Source organism: Algoriphagus terrigena DSM 22685, assembly GCF_000429445.1.
Taxonomy (GTDB): Bacteria; Bacteroidota; Bacteroidia; order Cytophagales; family Cyclobacteriaceae; genus Algoriphagus; species Algoriphagus terrigena.
Window position 1 is genome coordinate 354,773 of record NZ_AUBW01000003.1, and the last position, 21,059, is coordinate 375,831.

A 21,059-nucleotide genomic window follows, 5' to 3' on the forward strand; every position below is an offset into this window, starting at 1 on the left:
TCTAATGCATATTTCGGGTTTATGGTTTTGCGCATTTGTCGCAGCCAGCCTGTTTCTTGGGTTTGAGAAAGTATTTTCTTCCCAAATAGACCAGCGCGGCTAGCACCAGCAATCCGACACCAATTTCCTGCCACATGATCAAGAGAGGAGTTGATAAGTGATCAAAGCGCCCACATAGGCCAGAATGGTCATATAGGCGGTCTGGATGAGTGGCCATTTCCACCCTTTGGTTTCTCGCTTCACCACCGCGACCGTACTCATACACTGCATGGCAAACGCATAAAACACCATCAGCGAGAAGGAACTGGCGACGTTGAAGGTTTTTTCCCCGGTATTTGCATTGATTTGCTGGTCGAGTTTTTCTCGGATCGTCAGCTCATCTTCCAGGTCACCTCCGATGCTGTAGATCGTAGCCATGGTAGAGACAAAGACCTCACGGGCCGCGAATGAAGTAATCAAGGCGATGCCGATCTTCCAGTCATAGCCCAGCGGCTTGATGGCAGGTTCGATCGCTCTTCCCATGATTCCTATGAAGGAGTTTTCCAATAAGTGCGAGCTCGTTTCGGCTTCGATCTCAGCGATTTGAGCTTCGTCGGTTACGTTTTCAAGTCGGGCTTCACCTTCGAGTCGGATTTGGTCCATTCGTGACGGCGGACCGTAGGACGCCAACACCCAAAGTACGATGGAGATCGCGAGGATGACCTTTCCGGCTTCCATTACGAAAGTCTTTGACTTCTCAAACATCGTGATCCCGACGTCACTCCAGCGTGGGATGCGATAGGGAGGAAGTTCGGTCAGTAGGAAACTTTTTTCGGCGGTTTTTAGGATGAATTTCAAAAGAAAAGCCGTTCCAAACACACCAACCACGCCGAGGAGATACAATCCAAGCAAGGCAAGGGCTTGCATATTGATGAAGCCGAAAACCATCTCATCCGGAACTACCAGGCCGATCAGAATGATATAGACGGGCAGTCTCGCCGAGCAACTCATCAGCGGTGTGATCAGGATCGTGATCATTTTTTCTTTCCAGTTGGAAATGTTCCGGGCAGCCATCACACCAGGGATTGCACAGGCAATACCGGAAACCAACGGCACGATGCTTTTGCCATGAAGGCCAAAAGGTCTCATCCAGCGGTCCATCAGGAACACGACCCTGGACATGTAGCCGGTGTCTTCCAAGATCGCCAAAAAGCCAAACAGCATTGCAATCTGCGGAATGAAGATCACGACGCCTCCGATACCCGGTACAACGCCTTCGGCAAGGAGTCGGGTGAGCGGACCGTCAGGGAGAGCGGTGGAGATCCTGGCACTGATGTCGGCAAAGAGTCCGTCGATCAGATCCATTGGATAGGAAGCCCAAGTGAAGATGGTCTGGAATATCAGAAATAAGATGCTGAAAAAGACCAGGTAGCCCAAGACCGGATGAAGGAAAATCTTGTCGAGATTCGACTTCGCTTTTGGTTCCGTTTTCTTGGTCAAAGCTACTGTCACGATCTCCGTGATTTTTTTGTAGCGGATCTTGGTCTCTTCGAGCTGTGCTTCTTCCAAGTCAAAATCCGCAGTGCGGGTGAGGTCTTCCAGCCAAACTCGGTCCTCCGCGGCAATCGCTTTGTCTTTGGTGCCAAAGCGGATCATCTGGTAGGCCTGATAAGAATTTTCCAGTTGGAATCTCTTCTGCACCTCGTCGAGCATGTCCACAGGGATTACCTGCTGGATGTCAATGAAGCTGGGAGCTTTGGTAAAGTTGCGCTGACTGATGAGGTTCTTGACCTGATCGAGACCTTTTTGATTGCGCGCATCGGTGTTGAGTACCGGGACACCGAGCGCTTTAAAGAGCTCATAAGTCTTGATCTCGAGCTTATTCTTTTCGGCCAGATCGGCCATATTCAGGATGATCGCCAAGTTCACCCCGAGGTCGATCAATTGGGTAGCGAGGAAAAGACCGCGGGAGAGCTGGGACGAATCAATGATCATCAGCACATGATCGGGACGTTCCTCGAGCTTGGTGTGATTGAGTACGCGATGGGCGATGATTTCGTCTTCGGAATTTGGAAAAAGGCTGTAGGTGCCCGGTAAATCCAAGATTTCAAAAGTTTCACCATTGATCTGAACAGATCCTGATTTTTTGTCCACCGTCACGCCGGGATAGTTCCCGATTTTCTGGTTGAGGCCGGTCAGGTAGTTGAAGATCGTGGACTTACCTACGTTGGGGTTACCTACCAGAGCGATGCGCGAGGTAACAGTTTTTTGTAAAAGGGTAGTTTCGGCCATGAATTTATATCTGTTCGACGCGGATCAGGGCAGCTTCGGATTTGCGAAGAGCCAGGAGAGTGTCTTCCATCCGGAATGCCATCGGGCCGCCTGATGGAGCCAGATGTTGGAGCGTGATTTTTTTGCCCGGTAGAAAGCCCAGCTCCATCAGATTAATCTTAAGCGGGGAGGGCATTATCTCCAGAATTTTTCCGGATTTATTCAGAGGAAGGGTGTCAGCTGTCATGGATGTGGAATCTCCTGGGGGCAAAAATAGGATTATTTGGAATCAATCTAAGTGGAAAGAGGAGATTTTGTCGGACGGTTTGTTTTGAATCTGGATAAATCCATGGTGCGCATTTCCTGAAGATCAATTGTCTTGTTGTTTTTAGCCAGAAAATTCAGCTAAAGCGAATAGATAAAATCGACTTACCGCGCTCCGTTTGTCCTCAGCTTCAACTTCTTTTTTGTTCATTCAACGAAACTTAAAAGTTGGAAAATCAGCTGTTTACCAATTTTTTTTTCTTGTTCATTTTCCAAAATTATGTTTAGATTGACTCACTATTTTTCAACGGGCAATCGATTTCGAGTCAGGATTTTTTAGGTGGAGGAAGCAATCAGTCTGTAGTTGACAAATAGCTTTTGTTTCAACCCTCAATTTTTTATTACATGGAAAAAGACTTAATCCAAACCCTGTTGGCCCAGTTTTTTGGCCAACTCAATGCAGAATCTGCTGCGGAAAAGAAGAAGGTGGATGAAGGAATGCTTCAGCTGGCTAGGGCCTTGCCCGCTCAAATTGGCGGCACGGCATTTCCCGAAAAGCTAAACCTTCAGACTTCCGATCTTTTCTTCCAATCAAAAATCTCCAGCGCACAGCGAATCAAGCTGGAGCAGGTGATCGTCGAGGCAGAGAAAGAGATGAAAGTGGTAGACGATCCCGGAACACGCGTTTTCATCCGGGAAACTCCAATCAAATCCTCGCAAATCCCGGGCTCCGTGCCTACCTGGGCACAAGGAGCGAAAGTCGACAAGACCATCGGGCCGATCAAGCGCATCGATGGTGTCGATGTTTTTCTGGATGTGTACAAAGTCGTCAAGCTGATTGCCCTGCGGAAACAGGGCACCAACGAGCCGCTGATCCTTTTCAAGGCGCAGTTCTCGACCTCAGTTATCCAGAAAGCTGGTGCTCCTCCCATCGAGGTGACCGACACCTACAAGGTGGTAGCAGGAAGTGTCTGGATCAAAGCCGGACTTTTGGCTGCCAATTCTCCAGCGGACCGCTATGTGGGCCTCCAGGTTAAATCCGGTGAGGTCAAGCTGTCTGCAAAACCGACTCTCCAGGGTGAAAACCTGATCCTCGGCGCTGCAACGACGGCAAATGTGACGCTCCAGCTTCAGGAAGCCAAGGAAGTGGAAGTAGCCAAAAAGAAGTATGGCAGGGATGCACTTGCTGCCAAGGTTGTGACACCACCCACGTTTGTATTCAGCTTTGGTGGTCCCCAGCTACCAAAAGTCACTTCAGTAGGAAATGCTTTCCTAACCGTCTATGGACAATCTTCTTCGCTGACCTTTCAGGCTAATAAAAATCCGACCTATTCTACTCAGCTAAACCGCGTTTTGATCCCGATGATCAGCAATACGCAGAAGTTTGCGCCGCAGAAGCAGGTAAGTACTCTTCATGTGTTGGAAGAGTCTGCAGATCTGAGCCAGAGCTGGTGGGGAATTCCTGCCGCTCAGCTGGATGTGAACGCCCCATTGGAAGTCGACGGCACGGGCGGTATCGTGCAGGATCTGAAAGTGGGATTGAAATCCACGTGGTCGGGCAAAGACGGAAACGCGATGGAACTCGGCACGGTGCAGCTGCTCGTCGATCCGGGACGGATTGGCATCACTGCTCTGAAGGGGAGTTCGATGGACAGCTTCCAAAAGCTGGATCACTGGAAAGACAGCCTGAACCCCCACGGAACGAGTATCCTGCTAAAATATCCGGAGGAAGCAGCCTTTATCTACAATTCTCTCGCGGAAGGTACTGAGCTCATTATGACCCAATGCCATGCCGACGTCCAAGTGGACCGACCCAAAAAGGTCAACGGACATGCGGTCGATGTGAGGACTAAAAACTCGATACTGCTCCTCGCAGGTACAGAAAATGGAAACATCGTTTATCTGATCGACGACAATATACTGTGGGATCACAAGCTACCGCTGGACAAGGCTCCGAAATTCAAAAATATAGCCTTGGCGCTGGAGAACGCCCTGTTTACGGTTTCACCTGTCAATGGTGTGGTGATTTTCGGCAAGTGCAATTCTGAATGGACTAGGATCGTCGAAAGTCAAACCTTTTTGACTTTTGGCCTCGTCAGCTATCTGCCCACGCTTCCAGATCCGTATCTGGCAAATTTTGGCTTTTTGGGAAGGCTTGCAAAAGAAGGAGGAAATCTGGACCAAATCATCAACTGGCTTTTTTGCAGAATAATCCAAACGCCGCTTTCAGAGGACGAGGACAAAGTTTCTGTAAGTTTTCATTTTGGAAATCCACCGGCAGCCCAGTCGACTGCTCCAGCTGAGTCAGGGAAAAAATCCACTGCCAAAATTCAGGAGTCAGCTGCAGTTACCGAGTCTTTGGTTGGCAAAAAGGCGGGGATCAGAGAGTCAGTGGTATTTAAGGGGGCCAAAGGCCTCAAGGAATCTGCTGTAGTAAAGGAATCTGCGGTGATCAAAGAGTCTGTCGCAATCAAGGAATCCGTACAAATAAAGGAGTCTGCGGAATACAAGGAAGCAAAGATTGACACCTCGACTTTTTCAAACAAAATAGCGGACAGCATCTTACCGGAAGGGCCAGTCGGTGTGCTCAGAACCATGTCTATGGTAAATAGGGATGTTCCCAACTACGAGGAGGATTACAATGGAAGAGTAGCAGTGATCGAAAATGACTACTTCGCGCTACTTGATGTCAGCTCCAATGCCAATCAGGTCGGAGTTAGCTTTGGACAAAATCCCCTAGGCAGGGTTCCCGGTCGGGAGACCACCGGATTTGCCAGAAATGTCGGGGAAAATGAGGCCCAGATAGAGCCTGCAAGCGGTGAAATCATTACCGTGGAAGGTATGGAGGTCAAAGTCCCGGGGCAATATGCGAGAATCTTCTTGATGCCACAAGTGGCTTGGGAGCCTACCATCAATACGTTCGAGCCCGTGATGCCGATGGATCCTCCCAGCGGATTTAACTATTATCCCAATGACGGCGGGCCGACGAGGCTGATGAACACCAGCCCCGATAAAGTCACGCTAGCGCCGATTCCGCTGACAGATTTTCTGATCAAGAAATTTAAGGAGCAAAAGTCCGACGTCTTTGCTCAGTTTACCCTGCCTTTTGGATTGAAGGCATTGGCGAAGCTGGATCACAGCGCCGCCTACAACAGCAAGCCGCCTAAGGTGGAGATGAACAGCCCGTCCTTCAAGGATTCGTTGATCGGTGGGATTCAAATCCGTGCAATTGGCGGTGATGCAGGAGCTATCTGGCCTCAGGAGCCGCATCTGAACGATTCTCCGATGTTTGAGGGGATGACTACTCAGTTGAATAATATCCTCGATCTGTTTGGGAATCCGACGGGCGGCAGCACCTTGGGAGATTCGGTGGTCCGGATTTTCAATGGGGAGTTTGGAGTCACAGCTCCGCAGCCAAAAGGTGTCCCGGTCAGCTACATTGACTTCACGGGTTACGGCGCCAGCACTTTTTCAAACTGGCTCAGTCCCTCTGCCGCCATCGCCCAAACCAGCCAGTCCCGCTTTGATATTATGATGGGTCGGACTGCCCATGAGGTAATTCAAGTGAAAAGCTTGGTTTATCCTTGGGGTATTCGGGTCGTACGGACAATTACCCTTTTTCGAACCAGTTCCGGGTTCGTTTACCGGATGGACAGTGGCTGGCAGCCAGAGACTGACGGGCAGTTTGATTTCCGATACAAATTCAAGATTAATGGAGTCACGCAACCTGACCAAATTCCTTACGACATACATCCCGGCACTTTACGTGGGCTTTTCAATATCAAAAACATCAAGGAGGATCCGAGCCTCGCGGATTTTAGCGTGACGGATACGAGAAAAACCAACGATGTGTACATCGATGTCGATGGCAATCAGCAAACTTGGTTGGGAGCCAATGAACCGATCCCGGTGTTCTGCAGGCCTGTCTGGTTTGATGCGGATGTGGAGTTGGAAAACCTCGTCCAGGGTCATACCAAGGGAAGAACTCCTGCCAAAAAGATCCTGGGATACGTGCAGCTTGCACCGTCTGGAGTTCCTTTGTCTCCCGCACGATTCAAGGAACTGTTGAACCTTCAGGGCGGACTGATTGGCGGGGACATCGACTGCATCATGGATTTGAACAAATCCGGACAGCAGATGAGAGTCACCCGCTTTGACTTCTCCCATGCGGGTAAGCCCGGAGCGCTCAATCCAATATTTGTAGCCTCAGCTCGAGGAAGTGTGATCCTGCCAAAGACCGGAAGCTGGAGCATGGTGCAGCACAAGGTTGCCAGTGGGGAGGTAACCCAACTGCCTAATCATATACCGGTGCCGGTGATCCGTGAAGGAATATGGACACCCAATTTCTTCAAAACTCCGCTGGATGTTCCCCAGATCCTGTTGAGAATGGCGTCCCCTTCCGAACTCTTACGGCCGCCGGGGACAGCCACCGTCAATTTTGGAATCCTGCAGACCACTTCGACCCAGAAGGCATTGATCCTTACCCCGGCTTTTGAAAAAGCTAAATCTAAGCTATTGAGCAAGATTCCGCCCCTCTATGCGGATGCCTATAGTTTGATGTCAGGAAATTCGATCTTCCCGAACGCCGGAAATGCCATTGACGAATTTGGCAAGGCGATGCCGATGCTGACGGGTACGGGTAGCGGACTGAACGCGGCGAAAGCCTTTGCCGAGCGCTCGGATATCAAGGATGGCTTGTCCAACGTGTATGAGCTTTTGGAAGTTCAGGTTAAAAAGGAGGGCGCCTCGATTGTTGATCAGGGATTTAAGCTCTTGGCTGGCAAATCCAATGATGCCATCGGCAAGGCATTGGCTTTTGATATTCCGCCATTTAAGACACATCTGGTGGACATGGAAGGTCTCAAGATCTACATCGAGTACGCCACCACCGAAAAGCGGAAGGGGCAGGCCGATAAGTATGTGGATTCGAAACTCAACTTTGACATTGAGTCTCTAGCAACTGACGCCACCAAAACCTGGAAAAGCCGCATGAACAACATGGCGATGGTCGTGGACTTAGGACCGATAGAGGGATTGATGAAGATCAAGGGGAACTTCGATGCCAAAAAAGGCTCTGAATCGGGCTACAAAGGAGATCCGGATTCGGATTTCCCATCGCTTGGATATCCCACCCCAGACGTAGAGTTTCACGAATCGCTCCAACCCGTCATTGATTTGCTGGAGATCCTGGCCTCGCTGGGACAGGGCAAATACGCCGATGTGGTCAAAAAAGGCCTGGAGATCGCCATGAGCAACGCCGGTGAGATCTGGGAATACAAGTTTGAGGCGAAAAAGGAGATACCGCTCGTGCGATTCCCGCCTGAAGAAAACCTCTACAACGCACCGACGACTCCACTGAAGTTGGAAGCAGGCTTAGAGCTGGGCGTATTTTTCAATGCAGCCCTCAAAGTCACGACCGACCCCAAGCAACTTCTACCGACCGCCGGAGCCTATATCGAGTTCCGTGGTGGACTCGAAGTGCTCTGCGCCTCAGTGGGAATGGGGACCATCTATGCCGTGGGACAGGTTTCTCTCAAGCTCGCGTGTGATACCAAGATTGGGCCAAGTATCCTGATGAAGTTCGGGTTTGGGATATCCATTGCGGTGGGATTGCCGGTCGTCGGCACGGTCTCGGTGACTTACATCGTCGGCTGCGAACTCTACTTTGCCATGCCGGACTTTTCCATCACAGCTTATATGCTGTTCAAGGGAAAAGCAAGCATTGCCGGTGGACTGGTCAGTGTAACGATCTACATCGAAGCAAGCGGATCTGTGGCCAGAAAAAACATTGGAACTGCCCAAGAACGGACGGAATGTACTGCCTCGGTGACTTTTGGCCTAGATATCAGCATCTGCTTTATCATCGATATCAGCTTTGAGGAGACTTGGCAGGAGAGCCGTCAGATCGCTTGATTTTTTACCCATAAAACACAGAACAACATGGAACCGAATAGACTTTTAACACTGATTGCACTTCCCCAGCGATTTGACGGAGAAAACCTCCACCTCAACATCGTCCTGATTCCCCGTAACAAAAATCCGGAGACTACTTGGCCGCTGACTGTTCCCGGTCCGGCGACCTCAGTTCCGGGGTTTTCGGATTTTCATCCGGAGTTTACCTTGGCGATCGTCAAGGGAACCAATGAATTCCCCATCCACGCGCCGGGAAATGCGGCTTTTACCCCGATTGATGTGCCTGTCACCGTGGCTAAAGCAATAGACAAAGCGCAACTGATCAAGGAAGTGGCCGCCAGCTTCAACATGACGATAGGGGATGACGCAGAGATTCTGCAAGCTCCGAAGCCGGAAAGCAAAACGATCAAAAAGTATCTGCCTGCGACCTATCGGAAGAGCTTTAACTTCACACAGCCCCGCCATACCAATGCTGTCACAGATGACAGCTACGAATGCGCTATTCGGGATAAAACGCCTCCCGGACCGATCGTGCCGAGGTCAAAACTGAGTTGGGGAAAGGTGTTTGCCCATATCCTCCGTCAACCGTTGCTTGCCAAAGCCTGTGGGATGATCTACTCGGTTTCGGTCAAGGTCGACGAGAGCTGGTTTAAAAAAGGCGGCTACATCTATGTCAATGTAAAAAACGATCCCTATGCCACCGCGCAGACCAAGACGCTGGATTCACCGAATTCAGCGACCAACGGGCCATTGATTAAGAGGTATGCGGCAAGGATTCCGGCCTTGAAGCTGGGGACGGAGCGGCCGGTATTTTCTGCGGTTACTTTTCCGGTCATCTATAAAAAGCCAGCAGATCCCCAGGCAGTGATTCCTGAAGCTCCTTGGGATGAGTTGTTTTTGGAGGCAAGGACCTACGATGACGGATTTGCCAAGATCGTCCATGCCAATCAGCCGATCAGCGGCAATATGCTGGCCGAGAAAGCGGATGGATTTGCCCCGCAATCCGAAACGGGTATCCGCCTCGGTTGGGATGATGAGCAGATTCTGATCTGGTACATCCGGCAGTTGACGGATTATCCGCAGGGCTCCGGCAAGCGGATCGATGCCGCGCTCAGCGTGATGGGCTATCATATTGACGTCCGCGAACCGGGCAACAAATGGGAAAGTCTCAATGCCGTGGAGTTGTCCAAAAGCAATCCGATGGTCGCTAAACTGGAAAGCAATAGAACCGAATTGCCTTATCAGGTTTACCCAAACAAGGTCAATGGGCCGCTGGATGAGCTGTTTTGGATGCCGATGTACTATGCTTCTTGGTTAGGGCAAAGTATGGTGACCGAGGACAAAGACGCGATTTCTATCTTTAAGACAGACCAGCCGTACTCGGAATTTGCCAAGGAAAACCCCAACAAATCAGGCGTCACGCCCAATGCTGTCATCCAACCGGTTCCTCTGACCACGGACTTGCGCTACGGCGGCACGTTTGAATTCAGAGTCCGACTCGCAGATATCAGTGGAGGAGGGCCCAGTGTGGAGGACGAGCGGATCTATGACGCCCCAAAGCCAGACTACTCGGTTTCGTTTAGGAGATATATCAACCCTGGCGTGCTGGTGATTCAAAAGCCCCTTCATCTCGTGCGGCAGCAGTCCATGATCTTCAACGCCGTGGACGAAACCGAAACCGACTATACCGCCAATACCGTCCTGAAGGTCAATCGACCCATCTTGGAGTATCCAGCGGTGATCTTTACCAAAAAATATCCCAACGCGATAGACTTGCTCAAAGCTCAGACTTTCGCGGACAAAAACATCAAGCCCGGACTTCCGGATCCTGATGTGACCAAGGTTTTTGTCCGCGTGGAGGTGAAGTCGCTTCGGATGGACAATGCGTACAGTCAAAATGGTAAAGACGGCTACATCACGCTTTACCGAACATATAGGTACTTTCCGGCCGACTTCTCCGAGATGTTGGACATCCCGGTCAACTTCATAGATGTCCCGGTATTGAACCTTACCAATGAAGCCAATCCATTCTTCAGGGAGGATCTGAAGAGCTCTGATCTGGATGCAATGGAGGAACTGATCCTGCCTACGGGAAGGAATGTGCGGCTGACCTTGCAGGCTGTGGCAGAAGTAGACGGGGATGAAGATGAATATTTTGGCGTCATAGATGATGATCCGGAGCTTGATTCCCGATTTGGGAAGACGACTTTGCTTACTTTTTACCGGCCACCGTTTGAGGAAGCGGTTCCGCTGCTGGTACCTTTTGGCAATGTTCCCGAGATCCAAGGGATCTATCTCAAGTCGGATGAAGTGCCTACGCTGAAGAAGAATGCGTTTTCGGCCGTTATCCAGCGGATTGCCGAGATCAATGAGTCTGACGCAGTGAAGCGACTCGCAGACGCGATTGGTTGTGAATCCAAGGGGATGACCATATTGGCTCCGAAAGGACAGCGAATTGCCTTTGGCTGTAGCAACCGGATTCGGCATTCTCTGGCACCAGACAGCAGTAGCATCACATTTGCCGCAAACTCGGAGTTGCAAAACCACTGGATCGGGGCATTGAGCTACCAGATTTCACGGGATTGGGCTTGGGATGTATTGGAAAATGACGCCTTTGAGGTCATTCGATCCCATAAGTTCAGAAATGACAGCAACAGCGAACTGCGGAAAAACATCTCGGTCGGTGAGATCGAACTCAAGCATACCGTTTCCTTTGAGGCAATCCAGGACGACCGCTATGGGCAGGTCAATCGCGGTTATACCCGACTGGTTTTTCTGGATGCGCTGGAGCCAAAAAACGACCTGACTTTCGGAGATATCCCGCAGCCAAGGTATCCGGATGAGATCTGGGCTGAATACAAGATCGTGCCCAAATTTAAGCCTAACCACCCAACCGTACCTCAGACGAAAACCAAGTGGCTTGCCTTGCCGACCGTTTTGCCTCCTGCTCAGGTGCCAAAAGTCAAGAGTGTCGGATACGCCTTCTCCCCGTACCAGCGGGCAGATGACTACAGCTCTACCGAGGCGAGGAGAAGGCACCTTTGGGTGGAATTTGAGCAACCACTGCTCAATGCGGATGACATGTATTATTGTCGGGTCCTGGCCAATGCGCCGGATCAATTGCTGTCAAACAACGCACAGGAGCAGTTCATCGCGCCGGAGGAGAGTCCGATCAACCTCGATCCGGAGGTGATACGGATCATTACGCCAGGCCAAAGCAACGACTTAGCCGGGATGAATGCGATGCAGCAGATGATTCCGTCTACGGATTCGGACCGACACTTTATCCTGCCATTGTCTCCCGGATTGCATGCCGAGAGTCCTGAGCTGTTTGGTTTTTTTACCTATGAATTCCGGGTAGGACATGGACACTTTTTGGACAGGGAAGCCGTGGACAAGGCGGTTGACTGGGTCAATTTTGACCCGACACCCCTGTTTGCAAGCAATGAACCCGTGCCGAAAGGCAACCTCTGGTCTACCGCCCAGGGCCGCTATGGTCGCCCGATTCGCGTGACCGGAGTTCAGCATCCTGCCCCAAATCTATTCAGCACGCTCAATCGGAGCTCAGAGAAGATGTACGTCTCGGCACCATTTGCCAAGGCTGTGTTCAACGGGAAAAATGTCACCTCCAAGCCGCCGAGGACGAGCCTGTGGGCGGTGCTCTATGCGCAGGTCTATCAGGCGGATGGGCTGGATTTCCGAAATATCCTCTTGGGGGAAAAGGAAATGGTGACCGGCGTGAAGATCGATGCCAAGAAAGGGGAGGAGGATAAGTTTAGGGAGTTGGTAAGTGTCAGCTATCTGCCCAACAAGGTGCCGACGGCGATCCAGGCTTCATTGAATCTCAACCTTCAAAAGATGGCTCTTGGACACCAAATCGCCCAGATCAAAGACCTCCAACCTTCCGGCACGGCCATCTTTACTTCGGAGGAGATCGCGGGTCGGTTGAATATCTTTGGCTTGCCCGAAGACAGTCCGCTGAGCGTGCTGATCGTCGAGGTCTTTGGCAACATCACCAACATCTTTGACCATATCGACCTGATGGGGCTAATCCGCGACAATGCTACGCCGGAGATGGAGAAGATGGCAGAAGCCGCTGGCAGAGGCCGGAAACCGGAGGTAAACGAAAACTCGGTCACACGTCCGCTAAGTAGGAGCCTGGGCCACTATCGCATCCTCAGGACATCGCCGCTCACCAAGGTGCCATTTATCTGCTGTCCAACCTGTGAGTAAATGGAAGATCCATTCCTAGTAGAAAAGCCCAGCCGGAAGGTTGGGCTTTTTTGTAGGTTTAAGAGCTCGTGTCAGAATTTTTCAGGTTTCGAAAAAATTTCCTTTGTGAAGAATGTAGGTAAACGAAGAAACTGTATTTTGGGGAATAATCTGGAAAGGACTAGTGGGGCTTCGAATGTAAAGATTGAGGTTCCTAAACCACCGGCGGCGGCTAATGAGAAATAGGCGCAATGCGTATATACCACGTTACCGCCAATGCTAAAAAGGCAACGACAGTGAACAAATTGAACGACAGAAATAAAATGCCAACCGCACATTCAGGCACATTTGCTTGCCCCAACACACGGGCGACCGCTTCGCAATCAAAAGAGCCTGAATTTTCCTGCCCGCAAGACCCAAATACTAATGATTCAGAATTTAGACAATGTTAAAAAGACTCGTTATACTTCATTCAGACATATATTCAAAAGCTGACATCGAGTTAGGCGATTGCGATTCATTACAAATAGTTGGACCTAATAACATTGGGAAAAGCACTCTAATTTATGCCTTAAACTTTCTGTATATCATTGACGGAAAACAAATGACATTTAGTGGTAATCGGACAGGAGACAAATCGACAATTAATCATTACTTCCCTTCTATCAATTCGAGTTACATTATTTTTGAGATTTTCAAAAAGCGGTATTACTGCATCTTAGTAAAGAAGAATGCAGAGGGAAGTTTAGATTATTACAAAATTGACTGCGATTATAAAGAGGAGCAGTATTTTGAACAAACACCAGAAGGACAAAAACTTAAGAAATTTGATTCATTACTTGCTGAATTTTCTTCATCAGGAGTAGAATACAGTAAATATTCTAACAGACGAGACCTTTTCAATTTTGTATATCAAAAAGGAAAGAAAAATAACGGTGTTGTGTGGTTAAACGAAGGAGCATCACAAGACCAAAGAGAAATCAGCAACAACTTTTCTAAAATTTACCGCTACCTAATAAACTCAAAACTTATTGACAACAAAACACTGAAAGAATCATTGATTATTGCCGACAATAAAGAAGATGAACAAGTTGAATTTTCCAAGAAAAACCAAAAGGACATTCAAACACTTTTGAAACATAACAAAGAAATCAAGGTAATTAGAAGTATTCAAAAAAGTTTTTCCGACTTCAAGGAATTAGTCAATCAGTACAAAGCGAAAAATCAGATTTTATCTGAAATTGTATATGCGTTTGAAGTACTTTATTCATCTGTGAATATTGATATTAACACAAGACTTTTCGAGAAAAAGAATGAACGAGATAAAAATAGAACACAATTAAGCGAAGACTTAACCCCGAAACAAAACAATTTAAATCAAACTATTGGAAAATTAGAAGCAACCATTTCTCAAAAAGGTTCAGCAAAAGAATCCCTTGCCGAAAAAATCCGAAATATAAAATCGTATGAGGGAATTGACTTTTTAAAACAGTCATTCAGTAATTTAGACACACAAAGAAAAGACATCGAAAGCCGATTAACTCAAATTGAAAATCAAAACCTAAACAGTCGAGATTTAGAAAACAAAATTTCTAAACTCAATCAAGAAATTTCAAAACTTGACGGACAAATTGAAACTTACTCAAACTTGCTCATTCATCAGATAAGCAAAAATGGGAAAGACAAAGAATTGCTAAACGCAATTCTTTCCGATTCCATTACTGCACTTCCGAAAGAAAATATTCAATCGGGAATTGAAAATCTATCTGATATAATGAAAATCTTTGACGGAGCAATTACAATTCCGAAAGACTTTAAAGGAAAACCAATTCCGTCTATTGATGACTTAAAACTTCAACGAGAAAATGTAATCAAAGAAAAAACAAGTAACGAAAAACTTTTACCGATAGCGAAAGATTTAGAAAAATATCGTTCTGAACTTTCTTCTGTTCGAGCAAAAATTAAAGAAACAGAAAAGAAAATTGAAGAACTTAATTTGTTACCCGAACTTGAAAAGAATCTTGCAGAGTTAGAAGAAGAACTAAAAACTCTATTTCAAAATCAAGAGAACATAGGAAAGGAATTAAAACAAACAACGGAACTTATTGCGAGAATTAATGAAGCTATAAATATTCTTTTGGGAGACATCAACAAAGCAGAAAATCGTATTAAGGAAATTCAAGGTTGGAAAGTAAAAGTTGAGCAATCGGGAATAATTCCAATTGAATATCAAACGAACGAAACTGTTGACAACCTTTTCAAAAATTTTGAAAGAAACTCTTCCGAACGAGAAGGTATCAAAAACAACAAAGAAAGATTATTTGAAAATCTGAAAACAAAAACGGAAACCGTTTTTGCTTCGGAAGATGAGTTTATCAAATATCTTGATTCTGAACTCGCAACGCTTGAAGATAAGCAGAAAAGTATTGACGCATTATTGAAAAACATTTCAATGCAATTTTCAATTCCGTGCAAAACACTTCATTCAAAATTTCAAGAGTTTGAAGCGTTCATCAATAATCAATTCAATTCTAAAATCCGAAAAATTAAAATCTCTGACATAGATTCTTTGAGTATTGAAATCATTCCGAACGAAAATCTAATAAAAGATTTGAAGAAGATAATGGATATTAGAGATTTAACTTCTGAACTAATCTTTGACGACCAATCGGAAAACCTTAATATTCTGAACAGATATTTGGATAATCAATCCGTAATTGATTTTAATAACCTTTTTGACATAAAATTACATCTTGACAAAAAAGGACAACACAAAGTTGTTGATTTGAGAAATCAAATTGAATCTGACGGAACGGATAAAATGATTAGAATGGTAATTATTATGTCTATAATTCACCAAATTGTAATCAATGACGAAGAAAACAAAATTGTAATTTTCGTTGATGAAATCGGGACAATTGACGAAGCCAACAGAATTGAAATTTTGAATTTCTGTAAGGAAAATAATTTTGTTCCTATATCAGCTGCACCATTGCACCCATATGACGGATTTGACAAATACTACTTAGTGAGAAGAAGTAAGGGAAAAATTGTTTTAAGTGAAACTAACGGAAATGTAATATACCGTAAAAAGAAAACAGTGTGAATCAAACAGATTTCAGAACATACAAGAAATTAAAAGAGGATTCTTTTCTTACAGAAAAGTCAATCCCTAAAACTGTTTTGAGTTCGCCAACTTTTAAAGGCTTGGTTTCTTCATTAATTATTGAAAAAACTAGGTCAGGAAGAGGTTTCAGATATGAAATAAACAAGCCAACCGAATTTGATAATTTCTTTAAAACCTATTTTCCCGAAGATATTGAAATCAAGGACAAATCAGATAATGTTAGGAAATTTAGAAACTCTAAAGTTCAAAAAACAGTTTCTACACCAATCTTTATGCTGAGGGGCTTTGAAACAATTAGGATAAATGGCAATGAATTGAATTTAGAGAATTACACAAGTAAATTTCAAATATTCGCTTGTAACGCTGAAAAGATTGAAGCCAATCACATTTGTATTGTTGAGAACTTAGACACATTTTTAGTTGCCGAAAATCTTCTAGGCAAAAATTATGTATTCCTTCATAAATATGGTCGAATTGGCAAAGAATCACTAAACTGCCTTTCTACAAAACACTTACTTGTTTTTGTTGATTATGATTTTAACGGTCTTGAAGAATTTCTAAGAATCAAAGAAGTTTTTGACTTTGCCCAATTACACATACCCGAAGATTATGACGAACTCTTTAATAAGTATTCTCAAAGTCTAAAAGGCAACAAAGCCGAAATGACTAATAGAATTAAGCAAAGTAGAGACATTAGCGTAATTAGAATTAGAGAAACGATAATAAGAAATAACCGATTTTTAGAGCAACAATATTGGAAATATGATTAAGTCAGAACCAAAATCAATATTGCAGTTTATGGCAAATCATTACGATTTGCTACGAGACCTTTTTGACATACAGGTTAAGAATGATATTATTACCAGAGAAGCTCTAAATATTTGTTTAGAAAACTATGACAAGAATATACAGACACAACTAACCGAATATCAAATATTGGTTGAGCAGAATGATGACTTTGCATTTAACGAGCCTTATTTGATTCTTTTTGAGTTTATTCATCAACAATTCAAACCTCTCTTACCTGAAGAAATAGAACATTTCGGGCAATCAATCAGGACTTTATTTCTAAAAATCAAAGAAGGTATAAATGATGATAAGAACATTTTGTTGGAAAGAATCGAAGCCTTATCAAACCAAATTAAGAAGTTCACAAATGCTGTTGTAAATAATACCAAAAGTTTGTTGACTGAATCAAAAGAACTAAAAGCGAACAATAAGAAAATTGACTATCAAGAAAAAATTCATAAGGCGCGATATCTTATAGAAAATTACATTTCTCCACTCAATACAATTTTAGATGTAAATCATAGTCAATCTATCTACAACGAATTGCTGAATGTCTCTCAATTTTCCAACGTAAAAAGATTTGATTATAGAGATGAAAGTATAAGACGAGAATTTGAGAAACTTTATCATCTACTTCGTCAAGTAGGGAAAGACCTAAATACTCAATCCGTTATTCTCACCAATGAATTATTACCATTAATTGAGCGAATAAAAACTGAAAGCCAATATTTGAGGGGTTTTCATCACTATCTAAATAATGGGAATTGTTATAAAGGTATTGAACCACCTCGAATATTCGTTTCTACTCGTGATAACATCTACAACAGATTTGTTTATGAAAACACGAAAGAATACTTTGAACAGTTCAAAAACGAAGCTGAATTAATTATCGTAGAAGATGCACAACAAACAAATGATTGGCTCTTTGATAAATCAAAATATAAAGAGACTTTGAACAAAAATTTGCCCGTTAAGGATTTTTTTAAATGGTGTGAAAGTTCTATCAAGCAAGAAAGTGAGAATTTTTCCTTTGACAATTTTTTTATGGTAACCAGCTTACTTTTTGAAGATGATTATGAAGTTACAGTAAACAAACAAGGAAATAAGATTACTGTTTCCAATGGCGAATCAGAACTTATTATGCCAAAACTTACAATTAAGAAACAAGAAGATGTATCCAGATAAACACAAAGAAATAGTCACTTCCTTAATGGAAGGGAAGTTCATAACAGTTGAGGATTTTTTGTTTGAGACAATCAAGAAGAATGAAGACTTTTATATCAATTTTTTTGAGACTTCTTTTGGCTTTGAAGTAATTGGTAATCACAACTTCTATTACTTGGTTTCAGGCGAGACAAACGAAAACACATCAAGAGATATTTCTATTTTCTTTTCAATTCTATGCTATGAACTTGACAAAGACGGTAAGAATTTCTTAGAAGAACTTAATTATACGGAATTTTATATTGACGATATACTCGAATACTTTAAAAATTCATCGTGGTTAGACGTAATCAAAGCTAACAAGCAGCTAAACACAGACGACAGTTTAAAGCGACATATTGGAACTATGGTTAAGAGAAACATAGCAGTAAAACAAGGCAACGACAGATATTCATTTACAAAAGCACATAAACTATTTATTGACTTTGCAAAAGACTTAATAAAAGATGACAAGAATGAATCCATCGCATAACAGCCACACACATTGCCAAGACGCACAAGCCGAAGCACAAGCCAAAACTTGACAAAGAGTGTGTCTGTCCAACCGCACGACTGACCGACAAACGGACGAAAAAAAAGAGGCACTAGGCGGTAACATCACCTGTACGCAAGCAGGGGTTTCGTGCTTCGTAGGACAGGAAAGTAGTAAAATTAAAGTTCATTACTTCGTAGGAAGTTCAGTGGTAAAAATCCCTGCCTGCGTATAGCTGAGAACCGTTAACTCTTCGCTTCTCCAGTCACTCCAAAAGGCCCGATAAAACAAGAAAACCGACCTTCAAGTCGGTTTTTTCATTCAATAGATCATTTCTTCTTCGCCGGAAATTTCCCTTTTTTCTTGCCGGCATCGGGCTGGGCTTCGATGATTTCGAGTGTCTCTTTGTAGGTCAGCTGCTCGGCTTCTTTGCCCTTGGGGATCTTGTAGTTGTTTTTACCAAACTTGATGTAAGGTCCCCAGCGTCCGTTTAGGAGCTGGATTTCTGGATTTTCGTCGAAGGTCTTGATGTGTTTTTTGGCATCTGCTTCCCGCTTGTTTTGGATCAGCGTGATCGCTTCTTCCTCGGTGATCGCCATGGGATCCTGACTTTTTTCCAGGGAATAGAATGCGCTGTCGTGACGAATGTAGGGTCCAAACCGGCCGATGGCGGCAGTCATCTTTTTGTCCTCAAAGAATCCTACTTCGCGTGGCAGTTTGAAAAGTTCAAGTGCATCTTCTATCGTTACATTTTCGATGAACTGGCCCTTTTTCAGGCTGGCAAACTGCTTGTCTTCGTCTTCGGTTTCACCGATCTGCACCAAAGGCCCAAATCTACCGAGTCTTGCGTAGACGTTTTTGCCAGAGGTGGGATGCTGCCCGATCAGTCGGCTGGAGTTGACATCCTGTCGGGAGACCTGCTCCGTCTCTTCCACGCTCTTGTGGAATTTGCCATAGAATCCGTCAATCATATCCTGCCAAACCTGGCCTCCAGCGGCGATGTCGTCAAATTCCTTTTCCACCCTAGCGGTGAAGTGGAAGTCGATCACATTTGGGAAGTGCTCCACCAGGAAGTCGTTGACGACCATGGCGATATTGGTAGGGAAGAGCTTGTTCTTTTCAGCTCCTGTGTTTTCTGTCTTGGTCGCGTCGGAGAACTGCCCCTTGGCAATTTTCATCTCGACGTAGTTTCTTGGAGTGCCGTCTCTGGCTTCCTTGACCACATATTCCCGCTTTTGAATGGTAGAAATCGTCGGTGCATAAGTGGAGGGACGGCCGATGCCAAGTTCCTCAAGCTTCTTGACAAGGGAAGCTTCCGTGTATCTCGGAGCAGGTCTGCTGAAGGTTTCTCTACCTTTCATCTCCTGCAGGTTCAGACCTTGACCAATCTTAATTGGAGGCAGAAGCGACTTATTGCCTTCCTCGTCCTCTTCCGGTTCGTCATCGGTGTCTTCCAGATAGACTTTCAGAAAGCCATCAAACTTGATGACTTCTCCGGTTGCTACCAGGTTGAGTGGGGAATTGGAGATGGCAATCGTGATGACGGTCCGTTCCAGTTCCGCGTCTGACATCTGCGAGGCGATGGCGCGCTTCCAGATCAGTTCGTAGAGGCGCTGTTCGTTTCGGTCGCCGGAAGCTTGGGTCTGCGAAAAGTCCGTCGGACGGATGGCTTCGTGCGCTTCCTGAGCACTTTCGTTTTTGGTGGTAAACTGCCGGGATTTATGGTATTGTGCACCAAATGAGTTCTCGATGGCGCTTTTTGCGGCAGCCTGAGCGTCCTGAGACAGGTTGGTGCTGTCGGTACGCATGTAGGTGATCTTACCTGCTTCGTACAGTTTCTGGGCGACAGACATGGTCTGGGCGACAGAAAAGTAAAGCTTTCGCGAAGCTTCCTGCTGAAGCGTAGAAGTCGTAAATGGCGCTGCCGGGGTTTTTTTGGTCGGCTTTTTCTCCAGATTGGCTACGGAAAAATCCGCCTCCAGACAGCTTTTGAGGAAGCTTTCGGCTTCTTCCTTGGTGTCAAATTTCTTGGGAAGTTCGGCTTGGAAAGTTTTTCCTTCTACTTCGAAGATCGCCGTGATCCGGAAGGAGGACTTGGCCTTGTGGGCTTCGATTTCCCGCTCTCTTTCCACAATCAGCCGAACAGCCACAGATTGCACGCGTCCTGCAGATAGACCGGTTTTAATTTTTTTCCAAAGGATCGGAGAAAGCTCGAAACCTACCAGACGATCCAAGATCCGTCTTGCCTGTTGGGCATTGACCAGATCGTAGTCGATCCCTCTCGGGTTTTCGATGGCCTTGATAATTGCGTTTTTCGTGATTTCCCGGAAGACAATGCGCTTTGTATTCTTTTCATCCAGCTTCAGGACTTCTTTCAAATGCCAGGAAATGGCTTCTCCTTCGCGGTCATCGTCACTCGCCAGGTAGACCATTTCGGCTTCCTTTGCGAATGCTTTGAGGTTTTTGATCACCTCTTTTTTATCAGCGGTGACTTCATAGGTCGGTTGGAATCGATTTTTGATGTCTATTGCTTTATCGCCCTTGGGGAGATCCCGCACGTGACCGTAGCTGGAAACTACCTTGAAATCCTTGCCCAGGTAGCCTTCAATGGTCTTTGCCTTGGCTGGGGATTCGACGATGACTAGATTTTTTGACATAATGAAAGGAGGAAATTCCTGGCCCTTTGGCCAATTTTGAAAAGCTAAAAATAGACGGCCTAGTCTTCTCCTCCAAATAATAAAAAAATGAAGCCTTTAGGTTTGGATGGGTTTTTGAGGTTTACGACACTGGATATCTGGCAAAAACGAT

General features: G+C 45.6%; 9 protein-coding genes. 6 read left to right on the plus strand and 3 right to left on the minus strand.

Annotated elements, in window-relative coordinates:
* Positions 1-138: 138 nt before the first annotated feature.
* Together feoB and G459_RS0101545 are read right to left on the minus strand one after the other, a co-directional pair.
* Positions 139-2,271, minus strand: a complete 2,133-nt coding sequence (gene feoB, locus G459_RS0101540; RefSeq protein ID WP_026966054.1) for a ferrous iron transport protein B — start codon at positions 2,269-2,271, stop codon at positions 139-141.
* Between the two features lie 4 nt (positions 2,272-2,275).
* The gene (locus tag G459_RS0101545) at positions 2,276-2,497 is read right to left on the minus strand and encodes a FeoA family protein (protein ID WP_026966055.1); all 222 of its coding nucleotides are present in this window, start codon (positions 2,495-2,497) and stop codon (positions 2,276-2,278) included.
* A 422-nt stretch (positions 2,498-2,919) separates the two neighbouring features.
* Between G459_RS0101545 and G459_RS0101560 the strand changes: the two genes are divergently transcribed.
* From G459_RS0101560 to G459_RS0101590, 6 genes are all read left to right on the plus strand, one after another.
* The gene (locus tag G459_RS0101560; protein ID WP_026966056.1) at positions 2,920-8,427 is read left to right on the plus strand and encodes a hypothetical protein; all 5,508 of its coding nucleotides are present in this window, start codon (positions 2,920-2,922) and stop codon (positions 8,425-8,427) included.
* Between the two features lie 27 nt (positions 8,428-8,454).
* Positions 8,455-12,660, plus strand: a complete 4,206-nt coding sequence (locus G459_RS0101565) for a hypothetical protein (RefSeq protein ID WP_026966057.1) — start codon at positions 8,455-8,457, stop codon at positions 12,658-12,660.
* Positions 12,661-13,084: 424 nt separating this feature from the next.
* Positions 13,085-15,745, plus strand: coding sequence for an ATP-binding protein (locus G459_RS0101575; protein ID WP_026966059.1), 2,661 nt, complete (start codon positions 13,085-13,087; stop codon positions 15,743-15,745).
* Positions 15,742-16,536 (plus strand): hypothetical protein, encoded by a 795-nt coding sequence (locus tag G459_RS0101580; protein ID WP_157373251.1) that lies wholly within the window; start codon positions 15,742-15,744, stop codon positions 16,534-16,536. The genes G459_RS0101575 and G459_RS0101580 overlap by 4 nt, the downstream gene beginning before the upstream one ends.
* A complete protein-coding gene (locus G459_RS0101585) occupies positions 16,529-17,740 on the plus strand; it encodes a hypothetical protein (protein WP_026966061.1) in 1,212 nt (403 codons plus the stop codon). Before G459_RS0101580 ends, G459_RS0101585 begins: the two co-directional genes overlap by 8 nt.
* Positions 17,727-18,251, plus strand: a complete 525-nt coding sequence (locus tag G459_RS0101590; protein WP_026966062.1) for a condensin complex protein MksE — start codon at positions 17,727-17,729, stop codon at positions 18,249-18,251. The genes G459_RS0101585 and G459_RS0101590 overlap by 14 nt, the downstream gene beginning before the upstream one ends.
* Before the next feature lie 329 nt (positions 18,252-18,580).
* On the opposite strand, the gene topA is transcribed toward G459_RS0101590, so the two are convergent.
* Positions 18,581-20,908: a type I DNA topoisomerase gene (gene topA, locus G459_RS0101595; RefSeq protein WP_026966063.1), complete on the minus strand. Its 2,328-nt coding sequence runs from the start codon at positions 20,906-20,908 to the stop codon at positions 18,581-18,583.
* Between the last annotated feature and the right edge of the window lie 151 nt (positions 20,909-21,059).

Excerpts from the sequence above, each read along its gene's own strand:
- G459_RS0101560 (WP_026966056.1), top strand. The coding sequence starts at position 2,920 with ATGGAAAAAGACTTAATCCAAACCCTGTTGGCCCAGTTTTTTGGCCAA.
- G459_RS0101585 (WP_026966061.1), top strand. The coding sequence starts at position 16,529 with ATGATTAAGTCAGAACCAAAATCAATATTGCAGTTTATGGCAAATCAT.
- G459_RS0101565 (WP_026966057.1), top strand. The coding sequence starts at position 8,455 with ATGGAACCGAATAGACTTTTAACACTGATTGCACTTCCCCAGCGATTT.
- topA (WP_026966063.1), bottom strand. The coding sequence starts at position 20,908 with ATGTCAAAAAATCTAGTCATCGTCGAATCCCCAGCCAAGGCAAAGACC.
- G459_RS0101575 (WP_026966059.1), top strand. The coding sequence starts at position 13,085 with ATGTTAAAAAGACTCGTTATACTTCATTCAGACATATATTCAAAAGCT.
- G459_RS0101590 (WP_026966062.1), top strand. The coding sequence starts at position 17,727 with ATGTATCCAGATAAACACAAAGAAATAGTCACTTCCTTAATGGAAGGG.
- G459_RS0101545 (WP_026966055.1), bottom strand. The coding sequence starts at position 2,497 with ATGACAGCTGACACCCTTCCTCTGAATAAATCCGGAAAAATTCTGGAG.
- feoB (WP_026966054.1), bottom strand. The coding sequence starts at position 2,271 with ATGGCCGAAACTACCCTTTTACAAAAAACTGTTACCTCGCGCATCGCT.